The sequence below is a fragment of the Arenibacter amylolyticus genome, from assembly GCF_002150785.1.
Classification (GTDB): Bacteria; Bacteroidota; Bacteroidia; order Flavobacteriales; family Flavobacteriaceae; genus Arenibacter; species Arenibacter amylolyticus.
The window spans coordinates 146945-166850 of sequence record NZ_MTAZ01000019.1 but is presented as its reverse complement, the minus strand read 5'-3'; the positions used below and the strand labels follow the sequence as shown (position 1 = coordinate 166850).

At 40.4% G+C, this 19906-nt stretch carries 17 protein-coding genes; 4 read left to right on the top strand and 13 right to left on the bottom strand.

Translation table 11 applies throughout. From position 1 onward, the window contains the following. Nucleotides 1-37: 37 nt before the first annotated feature. The 8 genes from ppk1 to rpsA all read right to left on the bottom strand — a co-directional run bounded on the left by ppk1 (nucleotide 38) and on the right by rpsA (nucleotide 8704). On the bottom strand, nucleotides 38-2116 hold the full coding sequence (gene ppk1 / locus BV214_RS09520) for a polyphosphate kinase 1 (protein WP_086477265.1): 2079 nt from the start codon (nucleotides 2114-2116) through the stop codon (nucleotides 38-40). Beyond that, nucleotides 2113-2601, bottom strand: coding sequence for a SixA phosphatase family protein (locus tag BV214_RS09515; RefSeq protein WP_086477264.1), 489 nt, complete (start codon nucleotides 2599-2601; stop codon nucleotides 2113-2115). The genes ppk1 and BV214_RS09515 overlap by 4 nt, the downstream gene beginning before the upstream one ends. A 63-nt stretch (nucleotides 2602-2664) precedes the next feature. Then, nucleotides 2665-3312: a pyridoxamine 5'-phosphate oxidase gene (gene pdxH, locus BV214_RS09510; RefSeq protein WP_086477263.1), complete on the bottom strand. Its 648-nt coding sequence runs from the start codon at nucleotides 3310-3312 to the stop codon at nucleotides 2665-2667. A gap of 253 nt (nucleotides 3313-3565) precedes the next feature. Next, nucleotides 3566-4471: a ribonuclease Z gene (locus tag BV214_RS09505; RefSeq protein ID WP_086477262.1), complete on the bottom strand. Its 906-nt coding sequence runs from the start codon at nucleotides 4469-4471 to the stop codon at nucleotides 3566-3568. A 363-nt stretch (nucleotides 4472-4834) separates the two neighbouring features. Then, complete coding sequence (locus tag BV214_RS09500; protein WP_086477261.1) at nucleotides 4835-5167, bottom strand: ribonuclease Z; 333 nt, start codon at nucleotides 5165-5167, stop codon at nucleotides 4835-4837. A gap of 7 nt (nucleotides 5168-5174) precedes the next feature. Next, nucleotides 5175-6101 carry an aspartate carbamoyltransferase catalytic subunit gene (locus tag BV214_RS09495; RefSeq protein ID WP_086477260.1) on the bottom strand — a complete coding sequence of 309 codons (927 nt, stop codon included), beginning with the start codon at nucleotides 6099-6101 and terminating at the stop codon, nucleotides 5175-5177. 4 nt (nucleotides 6102-6105) lie between these two features. Continuing rightward, nucleotides 6106-6645, bottom strand: coding sequence for a bifunctional pyr operon transcriptional regulator/uracil phosphoribosyltransferase PyrR (gene pyrR / locus BV214_RS09490; protein WP_086477259.1), 540 nt, complete (start codon nucleotides 6643-6645; stop codon nucleotides 6106-6108). Nucleotides 6646-6862: 217 nt separating this feature from the next. Then, nucleotides 6863-8704 carry a 30S ribosomal protein S1 gene (gene rpsA / locus BV214_RS09485; protein WP_086477258.1) on the bottom strand — a complete coding sequence of 614 codons (1842 nt, stop codon included), beginning with the start codon at nucleotides 8702-8704 and terminating at the stop codon, nucleotides 6863-6865. A gap of 267 nt (nucleotides 8705-8971) precedes the next feature. On the opposite strand from rpsA, the gene BV214_RS09480 reads away from it, so the two are divergent. After that, entirely contained in the window at nucleotides 8972-9349 is a 378-nt protein-coding gene (locus BV214_RS09480; RefSeq protein ID WP_086477257.1) for a LysM peptidoglycan-binding domain-containing protein, read from the top strand. Between the two features lie 91 nt (nucleotides 9350-9440). Here BV214_RS09480 and cmk read toward each other — a convergent pair whose 3' ends face one another. Further along, nucleotides 9441-10139, bottom strand: coding sequence for a (d)CMP kinase (gene cmk, locus BV214_RS09475; RefSeq protein ID WP_086477256.1), 699 nt, complete (start codon nucleotides 10137-10139; stop codon nucleotides 9441-9443). A 189-nt stretch (nucleotides 10140-10328) separates the two neighbouring features. Beyond that, nucleotides 10329-12746: an endopeptidase La gene (lon, locus tag BV214_RS09470; protein ID WP_394334931.1), complete on the bottom strand. Its 2418-nt coding sequence runs from the start codon at nucleotides 12744-12746 to the stop codon at nucleotides 10329-10331. Nucleotides 12747-13000: 254 nt separating this feature from the next. Here lon and BV214_RS09465 point away from each other — a divergent pair, with 254 nt between their 5' ends. The 3 genes from BV214_RS09465 to BV214_RS09455 are packed head-to-tail and all read left to right on the top strand — an operon-like array spanning nucleotide 13001 to nucleotide 15190. Next, on the top strand, nucleotides 13001-13555 hold the full coding sequence (locus tag BV214_RS09465) for an RNA polymerase sigma factor (protein ID WP_086477254.1): 555 nt from the start codon (nucleotides 13001-13003) through the stop codon (nucleotides 13553-13555). After that, a complete protein-coding gene (locus tag BV214_RS09460; protein WP_086477253.1) occupies nucleotides 13552-14115 on the top strand; it encodes a hypothetical protein in 564 nt (187 codons plus the stop codon). Before BV214_RS09465 ends, BV214_RS09460 begins: the two co-directional genes overlap by 4 nt. Then, nucleotides 14096-15190 carry a DUF4097 family beta strand repeat-containing protein gene (locus tag BV214_RS09455; protein WP_086477252.1) on the top strand — a complete coding sequence of 365 codons (1095 nt, stop codon included), beginning with the start codon at nucleotides 14096-14098 and terminating at the stop codon, nucleotides 15188-15190. The genes BV214_RS09460 and BV214_RS09455 overlap by 20 nt, the downstream gene beginning before the upstream one ends. A gap of 40 nt (nucleotides 15191-15230) precedes the next feature. Here BV214_RS09455 and BV214_RS09450 read toward each other — a convergent pair whose 3' ends face one another. From BV214_RS09450 to BV214_RS09440, 3 genes are all read right to left on the bottom strand, one after another. Continuing rightward, the gene (locus BV214_RS09450; protein WP_086477320.1) at nucleotides 15231-16559 is read right to left on the bottom strand and encodes an MFS transporter; all 1329 of its coding nucleotides are present in this window, start codon (nucleotides 16557-16559) and stop codon (nucleotides 15231-15233) included. Nucleotides 16560-16635: 76 nt separating this feature from the next. Next, complete coding sequence (locus tag BV214_RS09445) at nucleotides 16636-17442, bottom strand: M48 family metallopeptidase (RefSeq protein ID WP_086477251.1); 807 nt, start codon at nucleotides 17440-17442, stop codon at nucleotides 16636-16638. Nucleotides 17443-17480: 38 nt separating this feature from the next. After that, nucleotides 17481-19880, bottom strand: a complete 2400-nt coding sequence (locus BV214_RS09440; protein ID WP_086477250.1) for a glycoside hydrolase family 31 protein — start codon at nucleotides 19878-19880, stop codon at nucleotides 17481-17483. Nucleotides 19881-19906 lie beyond the last annotated feature (26 nt).

Sequence of the window (19906 nt, the reverse complement as noted above, 5' to 3'; positions counted from 1 at the left end):
CTAATTAATGAGCTAAATAACAGCCCAAATCGGCCGATTATTCTTCCAACTTCTTTTGGTAATACTCATAGGTTGCAAACTGGGACCTAACCTTAGCTTTCTTGTTCTTTCTATAGGCATTGTCCTGTTTTTCTGAAAACAATCGTGCTTTCACATTGTCTTGCCAAGAAATATTAAAGGTATCCAAAAGCTCTTGTCTAACCTCCTTATCATAAATTGGCACTCCAACCTCCACTCGGTAATCCAAGTTTCTGGTCATCCAATCTGCAGAGGAAATATACACCTTGGGATCGCCATCATTCCCAAAAATGAAAACTCTTGGGTGTTCTAGAAATTTATCTACCACGCTGATGGCTTCAATATTCTCACTCATCCCCTTAACCCCGGGTATTAAACAGCAAATTCCTCGGATAATCAGTTGAATCTTAACCCCCGCATTACTGGCTTGGTATAGTTTATCTACCATTTTATAGGAGGTAAAACTGTTCATTTTAATTTTTATATACGCCTCCTTGCCGGCCTTTGCATTTGCAATCTCTTTATCGATGAGTTTTTTGAAAACATTTCTCGTATAGTGGGGCGAAACAATAAGGTGTTTATACTTTTGAATCTTATAGGAGGTATCAAAGAAATCGAAAACCTTATTCAACTCCTTTAAAATCCCCTCGTGGGTAGTAAACAACGTATAATCCGTATAGATACGGGCTGTTGACTCATTGAAATTCCCGGTACTGATAAATCCGTAACGTTTTATTCGGCCTGCTTCCTCCCGTTCTACCAAGCATATTTTACTATGCACCTTTAACCCCCGTACCCCAAAAATTAGCTGTACGCCTTCTGCCTGCAATTGTTCGGCATACTCTATATTGGCTTGCTCATCAAATCTTGCTTGCAATTCTATTTGCACCGTTACCTGCTTCCCATTCTTCACAGCATTGATTAAAGAAGCGGCGACTTGCGAATTATTAGCCAATCTGTACACGGTAATCTTTATGTTGTTCACCTTAGGATCTAAGGCAGCCTCCCTTAAAAACTTAATGATATAGGAAAAGGTTTGATAAGGAGTATATTGCAAAAAGTCCTTTTCTGCTATTCGCTCAAAAAGACTCCCTTCCATAGATAAGCCTTTCACAGGCAGGGGAACGATCGGTTCGTACATCAGGTCTTTTCTCCCTAAGCTAGGGAAGCTCATATAGTCTCGCCTATTGTGATACCTACCTCCGGGAATTACACTATCCGTATCCTCCACATCCATTTTCTCCTTTAGAAAATTAAGGGTATCTGCGGCAATTTTCTTGTCATACACAAAACGGACGGGATCACTTATTTTCCGGTGCTCCACACTGGTGGAGATTTTCTCTATAAAACTCTTACTTAGGTCATTGTCTATATCCAATTCTGCATCCCTGGTAATTTTAATCATATGAGCAGAAATGGTCTCGTAATCGAACATATTAAACACACTGTCCAAGCAGTATCTAATAAGATCGTCCAGAATAATAATATAGTTCTTATCCCCTTCTTTTGGCAGCACTACAAATCTATCTATACCCTTGGGAATTTCGATCAATGCAAACCGCTTCTGCTTGGCCTGCGTCTTACAGCCTGGTTGGTTTTTAAGCACCATCTTAACTGCCAAATACGCGGCCGTATCTTTTAACATAGGAAATCCCACCTTATCATTTAAGATAATGGTCATCAATAAAGGGCTTACCTTTTCAATAAAATAATTTTTTATAAAGCAGGCCTGACTCTCGGATATTTCAGTTTCGTTCACCAGAAAGATATTCTCCGTTTCTAGCTCCTTCTCTATATCGCCCAAGATCTTAAGGCTTTTAGTCTGCTGCTTAATAACTATTTCCGTAATTTCCTCCAAAAGGTCCTTGGCACTCTCTCCACCCAGCACACTTTTACCGGTTTTCCCTGCATTCACTATTCGCTTTACGGTAGCATATCTCACTTTAAAAAACTCATCGAGATTGTTAGAAAATATCCCTAAAAATCGCAATCGCTCTATAAGGGGAACATTTTTATCGGCACTCTCTTGTAAAACTCTCTCATTAAAGCTTAACCAACTAATTTCTCGGTTTATATATTGGTACTTATGTTTAATCATTCTCTAATATGTTTTGGAAATATTGTGCGCCCTGTTACTCCCTTAATCACGGCACCCCAATCATTCGTATCAAATTTTAACTCTACAAAACCACTTGTAGGTACATTGCTTATATATACATCCCCCAAGGAGTTGGCAATATGTGTAAAGGCCTCGTTATGGCCAAAAAGCATTACTGTATTTTTGGTGTTATCCAAGGAACGAATGAACGAATATACATCATCTCCGCTAAAGTCGTACAAGCTTGGGGATAGCTTAAATTTATCCAGGGGATAACTAATGGTCCTTAAGAAAATAATAGCCGTATGCATTGCTCGGTTAGCGGGGCTAGAGAAGGCCGCATCAATAATTATTCGGTCTTTTAAAAACTCCTTCCCAACCCTGGCAGCATCTCTTATCCCTCTTTCCAAAAGCGGTCTATCCCTGTCCGAGACTTGGTAGTCCCAAGAGGATTTTCCGTGCCTCAATAAAAGTATTGTTTTCATTCCTTAAAAATTTAATGGTCCCGTTGTTTTACTCCCATAAAGGTAAAATAAAACTAGCTGCACCTAGGGTGCCAACCGCTCTATCTTCCAGTCATAATCTGGCTGCAGACTATAGCGTATCCTATCGTGCAACCTATTTGGTCTCCCTTGCCAAAATTCGATGGAAACCGGCTTTACTATAAACCCGCCCCAGTAACTGGGCCGTTCAATCTCTCGGTCTGCATAGGATTTTTCTAAATCCTTTAATTTGGATTCCAAAAATTCCCTGTTAGGGATTACCTCACTTTGAGGAGAAACAATGGCGCCCAACTTGCTTCCATCCGGTCTGGACTCAAAATATCCATCGGACAAATTAGGGGCAATTTTTTCGGCATCACCTTTTATAATAATTTGCCGCTCCATATTGGGCCAAAAAAAGGAAAGACACACCTTAGGGTTATTACTTATGGCCTTGCCTTTCTCGCTCTCATAATTGGTGTAAAAAATAAATCCCTCATAGGTGAATTTCTTTAACAAGACCACCCTATTTTTTGGATATCCATCCTTGCCCACGGTAGCTATGTTCATTGCATTGGGCTCATCTATCCCTTCACTGGCTTCCACCTCATAGAACCACTTTTGAAAAAGCTCCATGGGATTTTCGGGAACATTGGCCTTGGTAAGCTCACTTTTACCATAAGATCTTCTATAATCACCTAAATCTTTTTGCATAAGAACGAATTGAAATTGGAGAAGGGAATCCTAAATAACTAAGGGCCAGTAGCACAGGAATTATACATCCAGTAAGCCTGGAATAACCTTTTAGCGCAATCTAACACCAACCACAAATTTGCACAAAACAAATTAAAAAAAGAAAGCCAAACTTGGTTATTTTCACTTTTAAAACCAACTCCACACCTCTTCCCCTTTTGCTACAGCTGGCGTTAACCAAAATAAACAACAGAATACCTCCTTAACTATCTTCTTAAAGCTCAAAATACTTTCCATCCTCGGCCAGTTCCACTTCAGGAAAAATTGTGGTTGCTTCCTCTTTAAAAAGTTCAGTAGAGGCGTAACGGGTAGAGAAATGGCCTAGGATCAGCTTTCCCACCTCGGCCTTTTTTGCGATGGTTGCGGCTTCCTTGGCTGTTGCGTGTTTAGTTTTAGGCGCTAAGGCCTTTTCCGACTCCAAAAAGGTAGATTCATGATATAAAACACTCACCCCACTGATGATGGGAATCACCTGCTCCGAATATTGGGTATCGCTACAAAACGCATAGCTTTTACGCGGACGAGGATCAAAACTCAACAAGTGATTGTCTATTCTGTTACCATTGTCCAAAATTACATCCTTTCCCTTTTTAATATTCTGGAAATAACATGTATCCACACCGTATTTTGATACTGCTTCCACATTTAAGATACGCTCTCCAATTTTCTCCTTAAACAAAAAGCCGTTGGTATAAATTCGATGTTGAAGGGGAATAGTACTCACTTCCACCTTATTGTCCTCAAAAATAAGTTCGGATCCTAAAGCGCTAAGCTCGTGAAAGTACAGTGGATAATTGGTCCAGGAATCCCCTAATTTTAAAAATAGGGTAATCGCCTCCTTGATCCCTTTTGGCCCGTAAACATGTAATGGCGTTTTACGACCTAGTAATCGGAAAGTGGAAATTAAACCAGGTAAACCAAAAAAATGATCCCCGTGTAAATGGGATATAAAAATATGGTTGATTCTAGAGAATTTTATCTTATGCTTACGCAATTGTACCTGGGTACCTTCTCCACAATCAATTAAAAACAAGTGATTCTTTATCTCGAGTACCTGGGAGGTTGGGTTATTTAAAGATCTAGGGGTAGCTGCATAACATCCCAAAATGGTTAGTTTCATAGAAAAAAAAAAAAAAAATTAATAATGGGACATTCGTTCAAGGTATTGGGTTTGTGGGAATATTAGATCCTCCCCTCCATTTCCCTATAGCTTCCCACAACACCCTATTGCTTATAGCTTTTGCTAAATAGCAAAGGAACCCATACGTTTCTCCCAATATACTCCTTATCCTAGACATAGGAAAAGACCACCAAACTTGGCAACTGGCTGCAACCAGACAACCGCCGTCCCAATTTAGGGCACTTACTGTTTTAAATCTAGGAATATAGTAGCCATTAAACAAAAACCGATACGCAGCTAAGGATTAGGTAAGCCCTATATAGTGTTGCAGCCCCATCAGTGAGCACGTCTACTACTGTGACACTAGAGGTCTAGCTCCCGCTCTATTTCCTCGAGTTCTATAATATCCCTAGCCTCCTGAATAGTAGGTACCACGCAGATATTGTCTGGAACCTCATCGTAAGCCACCTTATCGGTAACCAGCACAAAGGATTTTTTGGAATTCCTATGAGTTTCGGACAGATCTAAAAACTCTAAGACATCTCCTGATGTAAGCTTGGAAAAAGAAAAGAGATTTAGGATGATGTGATCGTTCTTAATCTTGGGATAACTCTCCTTCAGGTTATTTATAAATGCCTTTAAGGAAGTGTCTTCCTGCAGCACAATAGTTACGTTTTCTTCTCTGTCTAAAATCATACGTCTATTATTTTATTTTTGATGCCAACAAATAAATTACCGCCATTCTAATAGCCACTCCATTCTCTACCTGATTTAAAATAATGGATTGTTTGGAATCGGCCACATCACTGGTTATTTCCACACCGCGATTAATAGGTCCCGGGTGCATTATCACAATTTCCTTATCCAAACTGTTCAATAGCGCTTTATTAACGCCATATTGTTGGGTATACTCCCTAGTGGTGGGGAAATAGCTAATATCTAAGCGTTCGTTCTGTATTCGTAGCATATTGGCGACATCGCACCAATTTAGAGCCTTTCGCAGATCGCTCTCCACGCTTACCCCAAGTGACTCGATATGCTTTGGCATTAAGGTTTTGGGGCCACACACCTTCACGTTGGCTCCCTGTAATTTTAGGGCAAATATATTGGAAAGTGCCACTCTAGAATGAAGGATATCCCCAACGATAAGAACATTCTTACCACTTACATCCCCCAGCTTCTCTCTAATAGAATAGGAATCTAACAACGCCTGTGTTGGGTGCTCATGTGCACCGTCCCCTGCGTTTATAATGGAAGATTTAACATGCTTAGACAGGAATATACCAGCTCCTGGATTGGGGTGCCTCATTACCACCATATCTACCTTCATAGATAGGATATTATTTACCGTATCTATCAAGGTTTCCCCTTTTTTCACTGAAGACTGTCCTGCTGAGAAATTCACCACATCGGCAGAGAGTCTTTTTTCGGCCAATTCGAAGGAGAGTCTCGTACGGGTACTATTTTCAAAAAAGATATTCGCTATGGTAATATCGCGAAGCGAAGGAACCTTTTTTATAGGTCTATTTAAAACTTCCTTGAAGTGATCGGCAGTTTCAAAAATGAGCTGAATATCCGACTCTTTCAGGTACTTAATCCCCAGCAAGTGATTTACACTCAGTTCGCTCATGCGTTTATTTCTTTACTAAATATATAACGTCTTCCCCATCATTTTCTTCCCACATCACTTTTACCTTTTCCTCATTGATAGCATCTACCTGCCTCCCCCTATAAGTAGGTTGAATGGGCAAATGCCTGCTAAAGCGACGGTCGATAAGGGTTAACAATTCTACTTCCCTAGGCCTTCCAAAAGATTGTATGGCCGTTAAAGCTGCATTTATACTACGTCCTGTATAAAGCACATCATCTATAAACACCACTTTTTTATCTTCTACAAGAAAATCTATTTTGGTCTTATTGGCCTCCAATGTCTTATCGCCCCGTCTAAAATCGTCCCTATAAAACGTAATGTCCAAGAATCCTAAATCTATAGTTTCTACGCCATATTCCTCTTTAAGGATCTTGGCCAAACGAACCGCCAAGAAAATTCCTCTTGGCTGCAGGCCAACTAATACGGTTTCCTTAAAATCTAGGTGATTCTCCAACAATTGGCAAGCCAGGCGATGCAGGATAATATTTATTTCTTTGGAAGAAAGCAATACTTTTTGACTCATAGCTATTTTGTCCAATGCCTTTGATTTACAAAAGTAGGGATTTCTATCTAATATAAAGGATTGTTCTAGGAATAGTGTTTTATTAATAACAGGAAGAACTGATACCCAATATTTTAAAATTATATTTATTCCATAAACCTACACCTTCCTTACCTAGAATCCAAAAAAAAAGCCCCGACGTAGGTCGAGGCTTTTCTATAGTTATTAAAATAGAGGCTTACTTCTTTTTCTTGTCGTTCGCTTCCATTTTATCCTTAAGCGCTTGCAAAGCTTCGTTAGCATCCCCTAAAGTAGGTTTCGCTTCGTCTGCAGCAGCTGCAGCCTTCTTAACGGCGGCCTTCACATTACGCTTCTCTTCTTCTCTGAATATTGCGGTATGACTTGCAACCACTCTCTTGAATTCTTTATTGAATTCAATCACTTTAAATTCAGCTTCCTCACCTTTTACCAATTTGGTACCATCTTCTTTTTCCAGGTGACGGGTTGGTACAAAGGCTACGATATCCTCGTTAAACTCAATAGTAGCACCTTTGTCTACTATCTCTGCTATACTGCCCTTATGAACTGTATCCAAGGCAAACTCGGTTTCGTACTTATCCCATGGGTTCTCGGTAGTCTGCTTGTGTCCTAAACTTAATTTACGACCCTCAACATCCAACTCCAATACTTCCACTTCCAAAGTATCACCAACGGTTACAAACTCTGATGGGTGCTTAATTTTCTTGGTCCAAGAAAGATCGGAGATATAGATTAATCCGTCTATCCCTTCTTCCAATTCTACGAATACACCAAAGTTGGTGAAGTTACGTACAATTCCTTTATGCTTAGAACCAACAGGGTATTTAGTTGTAATATCAGTCCATGGGTCTGGAGTCAATTGCTTGATACCAAGAGACATCTTACGATCTTCTCTATCCAAGGTTAATACTACTGCTTCAATCTCATCTCCAACTTTTACGAAATCCTGAGCGGAACGCAAGTGAGTAGACCAAGACATTTCAGAAACGTGAATCAATCCTTCAACACCTTCGGCAACTTCGATAAATGCACCGTAGTCTGCAATAACAACTACTTTACCTTTAACTTTATCACCAATCTTAATGTCTTCGCTCAAGGCATCCCATGGATGTTTCTCCAATTGCTTAAGACCTAACTGGATTCTAGATTTGTTTTCGTCGAAATCTAAGATTACCACGTTTAATTTCTGGTCAAGTTCAACCACTTCGTTCGGATGGTTGATTCTGCTCCAAGAAAGATCAGTAATATGTACCAATCCATCAACACCACCAAGGTCTATGAACACACCGTAAGAAGTAATGTTTTTAACAACACCTTCTAATACTTGTCCTTTTTCCAACTGGCTGATGATTTCCTTCTTCTGCTCTTCAATGTCCGCTTCAATCAATGCTTTATGCGAAACAACTACGTTCTTAAATTCGTGGTTAATCTTAACCACTTTAAATTCCATAGTCTTGTTGACATACTGATCGTAATCACGGATCGGCTTAACATCTATTTGAGAACCTGGCAAGAACGCTTCAATTCCAAATACATCCACGATCATACCACCTTTAGTTCTGCATTTTACAAAACCACTAACAATTTCTTCGTTGTCATGAGCGGCATTAACCCTATCCCATGCCATGATTGTTCTGGCTTTTCTATGAGAAAGAACTAATTGTCCACTTTTATCCTCACGGATATCAATCAACACCTCTACTTTATCCCCTACTTTAAGATCGGGATTGTAGCGGAATTCATTAAGTGAAATTACTCCTTCAGACTTGGCGTTGATATCAATGATCGCCTCACGCTCCGTAAGGTACACTACTGTTCCTTCCACCACTTCTGCGTCTGCAGTATCCACAAAGTTCTCGGCAACCATTTCTTCAAATTCCTTTAATTTGGAATCATCAACGCGCTCGATACCTTGCTCGTACTTTTCCCAGTTAAAGTTCTCCAAGAATTCTTGAGGATCTTGAGCTGGGGTTTCTACTTTTTGTTCTTGAGTAGCTTCGGTAGTAGCTTCTACCTCTGCTGGTGTTTTGTCTTCAGCCATTTGCTGATCTTTAATTTGTATTCCATGGAGTCACAAGAGTAAAACAATATCCAAGGAAGATGTTATGATTATTATTTTTTTATATTCCCTTTTTCCTCTCGATAGTTTGTTAAAAAAGGAGTGCAAATGTACAATTAATTTTCCATAACACCAACACAAAAACCACTTGACCTCCAACAACTTAACTATTTCTTGATTTATAGCCGTAACTAATCCAAGAATCCCTTATCTTGTAATAGCTAATAATAACCATTAAAAAACGGATAGATGAGTGTAAAATCAAAGTATCAAGAGGTATTAAACCTTGGCGAAAAATTAGAAGTAAAAAACGGTAATGTTACCGAGGAGAATGGCATTCTTAAAATTAAAGGGGAAACTAAGACCCAATATGAAAAAAACCTTCTTTGGGACAAAATTAAAGAGATAGGCGGGGAAAATCCTTCCGATCTAAAAGCCAATATTACCGTTGCCGATCAAAGCGTTTACCACCGACACACGGTAAAAAGCGGGGAATCTTTAAGTAAGATTGCCAAAAAATATTACGGAGACCCTATGAAGTACAAGAAAATTTTTGAGGCCAACAAGGACATTCTCAAAAATCCAGATTTAATCCACCCAGACCAAGTTTTGGTCATTCCCAACTAAGCCTGGTATTTTTGCCACTAACTAAGAAGGTGGATATCCAAAGTTATTTTTTTTGGACATCCGCCTTTTCTTTTACCATTTTCAAAGGGGATTAAGCGTTTGTCTCCTCAATTTTACGCAATGCATAATTATAGATACGGTCTAATTGCTCTTCCAATCCCATATCACTATTATCGAACTCAATAGCATTCTCGGCCTTTTTTAATGGAGAGAATTTTCTATTGGAATCTATGGCATCCCTATAGCGCACATTTACCAACACCTCATCATAGGTCACTTTCTCACCTTTTTCCAACAGTTCCTTATACCGCCTAAACGCTCTTGTCTCGGGGGAGGCTGTCATAAATATTTTAAATTCCGCATCCGGAAAAACGTCGGTACCTATATCCCTACCGTCCATCACTACCCCTTTTCTCTTACCCATCTCCTGTTGCATAGCCACTAATTTCTTTCGTACAGCTTCCAAGGTAGCTACCTTACTTACTTGTTTGGATACCGGCAATGCCCTAATCTCCTTTTCTACATTCTCCCCATTTAGATACATTTCCGAAAATCCCAGGTCTGCATTGTGCACAAACTGAAGATTTATTTTAGGCAGGTGGGTTACCAGCCTTTTCAACTCCTCCTCTGTTTCGCCTATTAAACCGTGGCGCATGGCATATAGGGTAACCGCCCTGTACATTGCCCCAGTATCTACATAGATGTATCCCAGTGCTTTTGCCAATTGCTTGGCAATTGTACTCTTACCTGTTGATGAATAGCCATCAATAGCTATGTTTATTTTTCCCATGGGATTTAAAAATTATTGTAATTGTTCACCCCCCAGTACCGAACTAGGGCGCTGGTTAAAATCATTATTTAGCAGTAAAAATAGCCCAAAGAATTAAAAAACCTTTTAATTCTAAAGTAAAAGTGCCCGTCTTTCCGCAAGACGGGCACTGTTATACCAGGTGTCTTTTAATTGACACTATCAATAGAATTATAGTTCCTTAGCATTCTTAACTTTCTCATCCGTAATGGCAATATCCAGCACTTCCTGCATATCGGTCACATAATGGAAGGTTAACCCTTTTAGATATTCTTCTTTAATCTCTAGGATATCTTTTCTATTGTCTTCACATAAGATGATTTCTTTGATCCTTGCTCTTTTGGCCGCCAAAATCTTCTCTTTAATCCCCCCTACAGGCAATACCTTGCCTCTTAGGGTTATTTCTCCCGTCATAGCAATGCTCTTCTTTATCTTTCTTTGGGTAAACAAAGAGACCAAAGAGGTTAGCATTGTAATACCCGCACTGGGTCCATCTTTAGGAGTGGCTCCTTCTGGCACGTGAATATGTACATTGTACTGATCAAAAACCTCTGGATCTATGCCATACCGCTCACTGTTAGACTTTATGAACTCCATGGCAATTGTAGCAGACTCCTTCATTACCTTTCCTAAATTTCCAGTAATATTAAGGGTCCCTTTCCCTTTAGAAAGGATAGATTCTATAAATAGAATATCTCCACCTACACTGGTCCAAGCTAAGCCTGTAACCACACCGGCCACATCGTTGTTTTCATATTTATCTCTTTCCATCCTAGCAGGACCTAAGATTTTTTCTACATCATCATTGCTCACCTTCACATTGTACTCCTCTTCCATGGCAATGGATTTGGCCGCATTTCTTACCATCTTAGCCACCATCTTTTCCAAGGAACGCACTCCAGATTCGCGTGTGTATCCCTCTACAATTTTCTCTAACTGGACTTTCCCAATTTTAAGATCTTTTGTACTAAGACCGTGTTCTTTTAATTGTTTTGGCAATAAGTGTCTCTTGGCAATCTCCACCTTTTCCTCAATGGTATACCCAGTTACATTTATTATTTCCATACGATCTCTAAGCGCAGGTTGGATAGTAGACAAATTATTAGCCGTTGCAATAAACATCACCTTGGAAAGGTCATATCCAACCTCTAGGAAATTGTCATGGAATTCGCTGTTCTGCTCCGGATCTAACACCTCCAACATGGCAGAGGAAGGATCTCCTTGATTACTGCTAGACAATTTGTCTATTTCGTCCAAGATAAACACGGGGTTAGATTTCCCGGCCTTTTTTAAACTCTGAATAATCCTACCAGGCATGGCACCAATATAGGTTTTTCTATGACCACGAATCTCAGCTTCATCCCTGAGTCCACCTAAGGAAATACGCACATATTCCCTACCTAGTGCCTCTGCTACAGATTTCCCTAAAGAGGTTTTACCAACCCCTGGAGGTCCATAGAGACAAAGTATGGGCGATTTCATATCGTTACGCAGTTTTAATACCGCCAAATATTCTATGATTCGCCTCTTAACGTCCTCCAATCCGTAATGGTCCCTATCCAATATTCTCTGGGCCCTTTTAAGATCGAATTTATCCTTGGAGAATTCATTCCACGGGAGGTCTAGAAAGAGATCTAAATAATTTCGCTGGATGGAATATTCCGCTACTTGCGGATTCATTCGCTGCAGTTTAGATACTTCCTTATCGAAATGTTCTGCAACCGCTTCACTCCATTTTTTCGTTTTTGCTTTGGTCCGCATTTCGTCCACTTCCTGCTCATAGGAAATTCCCCCAAGCTCTTCCTGGATGGTCTTCATTTGCTGATGCAGATAATATTCGCGTTGCTGTTGGTCCATATCACTACGAACTTTGGACTGAATATCAATTTTCAATTCCAGTTTCTGCAGCTCTACATTCATATATTTCAAGGTGGCCAACGCCCTTTCCTTTAAGTCGCCAATCTCCAAAAGCTCTTGCTTTTCCTGTACACTTAAATTAAGATTGGAGGAGATGAAATTGATTAAAAATGAATCGCTCTGGATATTTTTAATCGCAAAGGACGCCTCGCTGGGAATATTGGGATTATCCCGAATAATCTGTAGGGACAACTCCTTAATAGAATCTATAATTGCCCTAAACTCCTTATTCTCCCTATCTGGTCTCACTTCCTTGGTCTCTCGTACCGTAGCCGTCATATAAGGCTCTTCCGTAAGCACCTCTGCCACTTCAAATCGCTTTTTACCCTGAATGATTACCGTGGTATTACCGTCTGGCATTTGCAATACCCTCAAAATTCTGGCTACGGTTCCCAAGGTATTGATATCCTTTACTCCAGGATTTTCTGTTTCCTCGTCCTTTTGAGAAACTACGCCAATTACCTTTGAACCGTTATTGGCATCTTTTATAAGATTGATAGACTTATCCCTCCCAGCCGTAATGGGTATAACCACCCCAGGAAACAAAACGGTATTCCTCAATGGCAGAATGGGCAAGGTGTTAGGCAAACTTTCATTGTTTATTTCTTCCTCATCCTCCGCTGTCATTAACGGAATTAATTCTGCACCTTCATCGATTCCTTGCAATGACATAGTGTCAAATTTTATATTCTTCAAATTACCCATATTTTATTTTCGGTCATTCTGTCACTAATTTTTCAACAGAATTCTATTTCACATTAGACGTTAATTATCCGCCAAACCCCTATACAACCTATGAGTCTAGCATTTTCTTTAAATTATTCTCATCCTTATTTGGGCAATTCCTATGCCAATAAATAAAAACTTTACAAATAAACTGTAACAATCCCTAAATTACTACATCTTTTAATAAAGTTGAATACTTTTTGAGCCTAGAAAGAAAACATATTAACACCTTGTTGCAACAGTGTTTAAACGGGGATGCGTCTGCCCAAATGGAGGTCTACGACCGCTATTACCAAGGCATGTACAACGTTGCCTATAGAATAGTTAAGCAACCAGCCCTAGCAGAGGATGTTATGCAAGAGTCTTTCCTAAGCGCTTTTACAAAACTGGAAAGCTTTAAAGGCGAAGTGAGTTTTGGGGCATGGTTAAAACGAATAGTCATCAACAACAGCATTCAGGAGTACCGAAAGATGATAAAAAAACAAGAGGTTGCCCTAGACCCAGTATTGTACAAGGTAGAAGACAACGAGGGTTATGTAGCGGACCCTGGGGATGTAGACTTAAAGGCACAACACGTTATAAAAACAATGGGCCTCTTAAATGAAAAATATAGGCTTGCACTAACCCTGCATTTAATTGAAGGCTACGATTACGAGGAAATAAGTGACATTATGCAGCTAAGCTATGCCAACTGCAGAACTATTATTTCCAGGGCCAAGAGCAGCCTAAGACAAAAACTAACAGCTGTAACATGACAGAAAAGGACAACATAGAACAATTATTTGAACAGCTTAAAGGCAAGCTAGACACCCAGGAACCCGCCATTGGGCACCGGGAGCGTTTTATGGCCAAGCTAGAGACACTCCCCAAGAAACAGTCCAGAATTAAAAAAGATAGCACTTGGTGGAAGCCCTTGGCCATTGCAGCCTCGCTGTTGCTATTGTTTTCCTTGGCCTTAAATTTTTATAACCGCCCTACCACCATGGAGCAACAGCTTTCCAAGATTTCCCCAGAGGCAGTGAATTCCCAATATTACTTTACTAGTTTGATTGAGGAACAGGTAAAAACTTTACAAAATGAGCGCGGGCCGGAGACCGATAAAATGATCAACGATGTAATGTCCCAACTTAACACCTTGGAAAATGATTATAAAAAATTGGAGCAAGACCTTATAAACGGAGGAAACACCAAGTTGATATTAAGTGCCATGATCGGAAATTTTCAAACCAGGATTGGATTGTTGAATGAGGTAATAAAACAACTAGAAGAAATAAAATCATTAAAAACCCAACAACATGAGAACAGTATTATCTAAAAAAATCCTAGCTATATTATTGGCTATCCCCATTTTTACTTACGCCACTGACGGAATTCAGGGAGGTAAGTACAGCAAAGAAAAGACCATCAAGAAAGAATATTCGGTAAATTCCGACGCCTTACTGAAGGTAAAAAATCGCTATGGAAATTTAAACATCACCTCTTGGAACGAAAATCGGGTTCTAATTCAAGTTCAAATAAAGACCACAGGGGACAACGAGGAAAAGGTGCAACGCAAGTTGGACGATATCGATATCCAATTTGAAAATTCTAAATCAAGGATATCTGCAACCACGGTATTCAATCAATCCAAAAGCAAATGGAGCTGGGGCTGGGGAAACAACAACAATGTAAATATGCAGGTAAATTACACCATCAAAATCCCAATAAAAAACAGCGTTGATCTCAATAATGACTATGGCAACATTCTGTTAGACAGAATAGATGGGCACGCTACTATTAACTGTGACTATGGCAGGTTAGAGATTGGGGAATTACATGGAAGAAACAATGAATTATCGTTTGACTATACTTCCCGCTCTACTATAGAATATATGAAAAGTGGCAGCATTAAAGCAGATTATTCAGATTTCACCATATCTAAAGCGGGCGATCTCCGCATTTCCGCAGACTACACCAATACCAAGATAGGTATCATGGAAAACCTCACCTTTAACAATGATTATGGCAAATTGGAAATTGGGGAGGTAGGAAATGTGGAAGGTAATGGGGATTACGTCACCATAGCGTTGGGAAGAGTCCATGGAACCCTAGATCTAAAGTCGAGTTACGGGGCTATAAAAATAGATGAAATAACCCCTAAAGCAGGCAACCTACAATTGCAATCCTCCTATACCGGCATTACTATCGGCTATGCGGCAGATTATCATTTTAATTTTGAGATAGAAGCTTCCTATGCTGGTCTACGTGGGCAGAATCATTTAACGATGGAGGTGAGCACGGAAAAATCTACCGAGAAATACTACAAGGGATATTACGGGAAACCAAGCAGCGGAAAATCTGTTTTCATCAGCAGTAAATATGGTGGAATTTCCCTAAAGAAAAACCAATAACCAATTGGAATGAAACCCCTTAACGCAGTATTGGGCGGGATTAAAATTTCCGCCCTTTATTTACTCTGGTCAATAGAAAGGCACCTAGGAGAAATAATGCCCCTAAAAACATAATAGCATTCCGCATACTGCCGGTAGCTTGGGCGATGTATCCGTAAATTAAAGTACCTATCACAATACCGATTTTCTCTGCCACATCGTAAAAACTAAAGAAGGAGGCAGTATCGGTGGTATCTGGAAGGAATTTGGAATAGGTAGAACGGGACAGCGCCTGTATCCCACCCATTACCAAGCCCACACACCCAGCTGCTATATAAAATTCGGTAGGGGTAATTACGAAGTATGCATAAAAACAAATGGCCAACCAGAGTAAGTTAACAATGATCAAGGTCTTTATATTTCCCAGCCTCCCAGATAACTTGGCCGTAACGGTAGCACCCAAGATGGCCACCAACTGAATTACCAGAATACTGATAATCAGCCCCATGGATCGCTCCTTATCTCCTCCCCATGCTATCTCTTCCTCCGCAAAATAAGTAGCAATTAGCATTACCGTTTGTACGGCCATACTATATACAAAGAAGGCAGCCAAATACCTTTTTAACCGCATCCGATGTCCCATTTGGCGCCAAACCTCCTTTAGCTCCCTAAAACCATTGAGCACCACATTAGGTCGATTTCCTTCTTTCCGATACCCCTTAGGTAAATAATAAAAGGTGTACTGGGCAAAGCCAACCCACCAAATCCCCACAGTAAGGAAAGAATACCGCATCGCCTTCACCTCTGCAATTCCCGCTTCGTTAGAGGTTATTCCAAACCATGAGGGCTTCATTACCATTGCCAAATTAAAGAGCAAGAGTAGAACGCTCCCCACATATCCTAGCGAAAACCCCTTGGCACTTATAGCATCCTGTTGCTCTGGGAAGGAAATATCGGGTAAATAAGAATTATAAATAGCCATACTGACCCAAAACCCTACCAAACCGAAAAAGTAACAGCTAAGACTGATATAAATATGGTCTAATGAAAACCAATACAGTCCAATACAGGAGAGGGCTCCCAGATAGCAGAAAAACTTCATAAACAGCTTCTTATTACCCAAATAATCTGCAATCCCGGATATAAAAGGGGTAATTAAGGCTATAAATAAAAAGGCGGCGGAGGTTACGTAACTAATTAGGGGAGCACGCGCTATTTCCCCTCCAAATACCACTACTTTCTCCACATCTGCCATCCGGAAAAGAATGCCATAGAAGATGGGAAATATAGCCGATGTAATCACCAGGCTATAGACCGAGTTTGCCCAGTCGTAAAATGCCCAGGCGTTCAATAATTTTTTACTGCCTTTTTCTAGCTGTTTATTCTTCATTTTTGGCATAAAAAAAAGCCGCTCTATGGAGCGGCTCCCCAATTTTTATACGGGCAATATATTACATTATATGCTATTATTGAAAGCTTGTAACCCCAAATTTAGCAGCTTCCTGCTTGGCTAGGGGCGCCCATTCCGTAAGGTTCCTAATTCTGGTCTCATTGGAGGGGTGGGTACTTAAAAATTCTGGAGGAGCTGCTCCGCCATGCTCCTTCATTCTCCTCCATAGCTCAGCTGCCTCATCTGGGTTATAACCCGCTATGGCCATAATTTGAAGTCCTATACGGTCTGCCTCGGTTTCATGACTCCTACTAAAAGGCAACATTACTCCTACCTGCGAGCCAATACCGTAGGCCTGATTGAACAATTGTCTTTTTTCTGGATCTTGGATAGCCACATTCCCCGCTACAGCTCCCAATTGCTGTAAGGTACCTGCACTCATCCGCTGTGCTCCATGATTGGCCAAGGCGTGGGCCACCTCGTGTCCCATTACAACGGCAACTCCTGTTTCCCCTTTACAAATAGGTAAAATACCGGTATAGAAAACAATTTTCCCCCCTGGCATACACCAGGCGTTTACTGTTTCGTCCTCTACCAACTTGTATTCCCATTTATAATCTTTCAGGTAGCCTGGATATCCATTTGCGGTTAGCCAGCGCTCCGCGGCAGCTGCTATTCGCTGTCCTGTTTTTTTGATCATAGTGGCATCTGCGGTTCCTGTAACCACCTTATGTTCTTTTAAAAACTCCTCATATTGAGCAAAGGCCATTGGAAATATCTGACTATTCCCATAAAAGTTCAACACTTTCTGCCCTGTAAACGGATTTGTTTTACAGGCCAAGACGCCAAAAAACACGGCTATTATAAGTATAATCTTCCTCATGGTATTCTGTATTATTTTTTTCGAAATTTACATAAAAATTAAGCTCCAAGAAGATGCAAAACAGTAAAATCTTTGCTTATATGAATATGCATATTATCGTTTATCCCTAGGTTTTCGGTATCCATTTGCTCACCATCTACCCAAACCTCCATAATTTTAAAAGGCAAGCCATGGAAATTAAGTCTAAAGGTTTCGTAGGGTGTAATATACGTCCCTTCCTTAAACTGCTGAATAATCAATTCTTGATCTTTACCCCGAAAGTGGAAATTCCGTAGACTAAACCTTCCTTTTTTATAATCGTAGCCATCCTGGGCATCCTCGTATACAGTAGAGGTTTCCACCCCATTCTTATAATAGACCTCTAAAACAAGCTCTTTAATCTCCAGTTCCCCTACGTATTGCTGAACTGGATATTTTGGAATAATAGCACCTTCCTTTACAAAAACCGGTATTTTTTCCAATTTGGCATCAATCCAATTTTCCATTCCCCCGGCCATCACCTCATCTGTCCAATAATCATACCAAGTGCCCCTAGGAAAATACATCCTGCGTCCCAAGGCGTTTGGTTCTTGCACGGGACACACCAATATTTGCTCTCCAAAAATAAACTCGTCCATCCTGAAATGGGTCTGGGGATCTTCTTGGTCAAAATATACCAAGGGTTTAATCATGGGCGTTCCTTCCTTAACATATTTATGGAACATGGTATACAAATACGGTAGAAGTTGATAGCGAAGTTCTATATATTTCCGCACAATCTTAGTAACCTCATCGCTAAAGGACCAAGGCTCTTGGTCGCCATGGTCTCCACTACTATGCACTCTGCAAAAAGGGTGAAACACGCCTAATTGCACCCATCTTGCAAACAGCTCTCCCGTGGGGTGTTCCGCAAAACCACCAATATCCGATCCCACAAAGGAATATCCGCTCATACACATCCTTTGCACCTGCACATTCGCTATCCATAAATGTTCCCAGGTAGCCACATTATCCCCAGTCCACGTAGAAGAATAACGTTGTGTACCCGCATAAGCGGCTCTGGTGATTACAAAAGGCCTTTTGGGGTAAACATATTTCTTAATCCCCTCATAGGAAGCCCTTACCATTTGCATCCCATAAATATTATGGGCTTTGCGATGCGAGCAAGGGTGGCCATCAAAATTATGCCTTGTATCCAAGGGAGCGGTTTTAGTAGGAACATCCATGACAGCAGGTTCGTTCATATCGTTCCATACCGCATGTACTCCAATTTCCTTGAACATTTCCTTGTAAAGACCACCCCACCATTCCCTTACCTCGGGATTGGTGAAATCTGGAAAATTACATTCCCCCGGCCATACTTTTCCTTTCATAAGGGCCCCATCGGCACGCTTACAGAAATAATCCTTGGCTATCGCCTCTTGATAGACCCAATAATCCTTGTCTATTTTTATCCCTGGATCTATCATCACCACTGTCTTAAACCCGTCTTTTTCCAAATCCGAGACCATTTGTTTGGGGTTTGGAAAATACTTTTTATCCCAAGTAAAACAGCGGAATCCGTCCATATAATCTATATCCAAATAAAGTCCGTCACAGGGAATTCTCAACTTTCTAAACTTTGCCGCCAACTCCCTTACTTTGTTCTCTGGATAATAGCTCCACTTGGATTGATGGAATCCCAGTGCCCATAAGGGCGGTAATTCCGGCGTACCGGTAAGGTTCGTATAGCCTTTTACAACATGAGCAAAAGTAGGACCATAGAAAAAATAGTAGTTCATCTCCCCCCCATCTGCCCAAAAGCTAGTTACATTTCTCCGCTCATGTGCAAAATCGAACCCAGTTTTAAAAGTATTGTCAAAGAAAATACCATAGGCCTTTTCGTTGTGCAAGCCGATATAAAATGGAATTGCCTTATATAGCGGGTCTTGATCTTTACCATAGGCATACTGGTCCGTTACCCAATTAGTAAGTTGCTTGCCTTTTAGATTACTGTGGGTTGCCTTATCTCCCAGCCCGTAGAAGCTTTCCGCATGTTGGCAGATTTTGCTCATTTTTACGGTATTCCCACCGAATTCATAATTTTCTTCCCAATGAAAACCCAGTTCGTCCTCATTGAGGATAAAGCCATCTAGGTCCGATATTTGTGTCCTTAAGGTCTTTTTATCTACCAATATAGTAAGCTTGGCAGTGTGCACCAGGTATTCCGTTTCCGTTTCTGCTATCTCCAACTTATTATATCCCAAGCTAGCGTTCTCGCTTATAGCATAGGAAAAATCGGGCTCAAAAACATTTTCGGTGGCATACCTAAACCTGCAGATACTATCGCGTAGAACGGTAATTTCCAGAATAACTCCGTTTAAGGTGGTGAAGTATAGCTTTTCTGCATCCCTATTAAAATCGACAATTGAATTGGGATATAGATTTCCTTTATATTCTAATTTGGTACTAGTTATCATGAACTTGTAGTTTAAGAAGGTACAAA

Excerpts from the sequence above, each read along its gene's own strand:
- ppk1 (WP_086477265.1), bottom strand. The coding sequence starts at position 2,116 with ATGATTAAACATAAGTACCAATATATAAACCGAGAAATTAGTTGGTTA.
- BV214_RS09515 (WP_086477264.1), bottom strand. The coding sequence starts at position 2,601 with ATGAAAACAATACTTTTATTGAGGCACGGAAAATCCTCTTGGGACTAC.
- pdxH (WP_086477263.1), bottom strand. The coding sequence starts at position 3,312 with ATGCAAAAAGATTTAGGTGATTATAGAAGATCTTATGGTAAAAGTGAG.
- BV214_RS09505 (WP_086477262.1), bottom strand. The coding sequence starts at position 4,471 with ATGAAACTAACCATTTTGGGATGTTATGCAGCTACCCCTAGATCTTTA.
- BV214_RS09500 (WP_086477261.1), bottom strand. The coding sequence starts at position 5,167 with ATGATTTTAGACAGAGAAGAAAACGTAACTATTGTGCTGCAGGAAGAC.
- BV214_RS09495 (WP_086477260.1), bottom strand. The coding sequence starts at position 6,101 with ATGAGCGAACTGAGTGTAAATCACTTGCTGGGGATTAAGTACCTGAAA.
- pyrR (WP_086477259.1), bottom strand. The coding sequence starts at position 6,645 with ATGAGTCAAAAAGTATTGCTTTCTTCCAAAGAAATAAATATTATCCTG.
- rpsA (WP_086477258.1), bottom strand. The coding sequence starts at position 8,704 with ATGGCTGAAGACAAAACACCAGCAGAGGTAGAAGCTACTACCGAAGCT.
- BV214_RS09480 (WP_086477257.1), top strand. The coding sequence starts at position 8,972 with ATGAGTGTAAAATCAAAGTATCAAGAGGTATTAAACCTTGGCGAAAAA.
- cmk (WP_086477256.1), bottom strand. The coding sequence starts at position 10,139 with ATGGGAAAAATAAACATAGCTATTGATGGCTATTCATCAACAGGTAAG.
- lon (WP_394334931.1), bottom strand. The coding sequence starts at position 12,746 with ATGTCATTGCAAGGAATCGATGAAGGTGCAGAATTAATTCCGTTAATG.
- BV214_RS09460 (WP_086477253.1), top strand. The coding sequence starts at position 13,552 with ATGACAGAAAAGGACAACATAGAACAATTATTTGAACAGCTTAAAGGC.
- BV214_RS09455 (WP_086477252.1), top strand. The coding sequence starts at position 14,096 with ATGAGAACAGTATTATCTAAAAAAATCCTAGCTATATTATTGGCTATC.
- BV214_RS09450 (WP_086477320.1), bottom strand. The coding sequence starts at position 16,559 with ATGAAGAATAAACAGCTAGAAAAAGGCAGTAAAAAATTATTGAACGCC.
- BV214_RS09445 (WP_086477251.1), bottom strand. The coding sequence starts at position 17,442 with ATGAGGAAGATTATACTTATAATAGCCGTGTTTTTTGGCGTCTTGGCC.
- BV214_RS09440 (WP_086477250.1), bottom strand. The coding sequence starts at position 19,880 with ATGATAACTAGTACCAAATTAGAATATAAAGGAAATCTATATCCCAAT.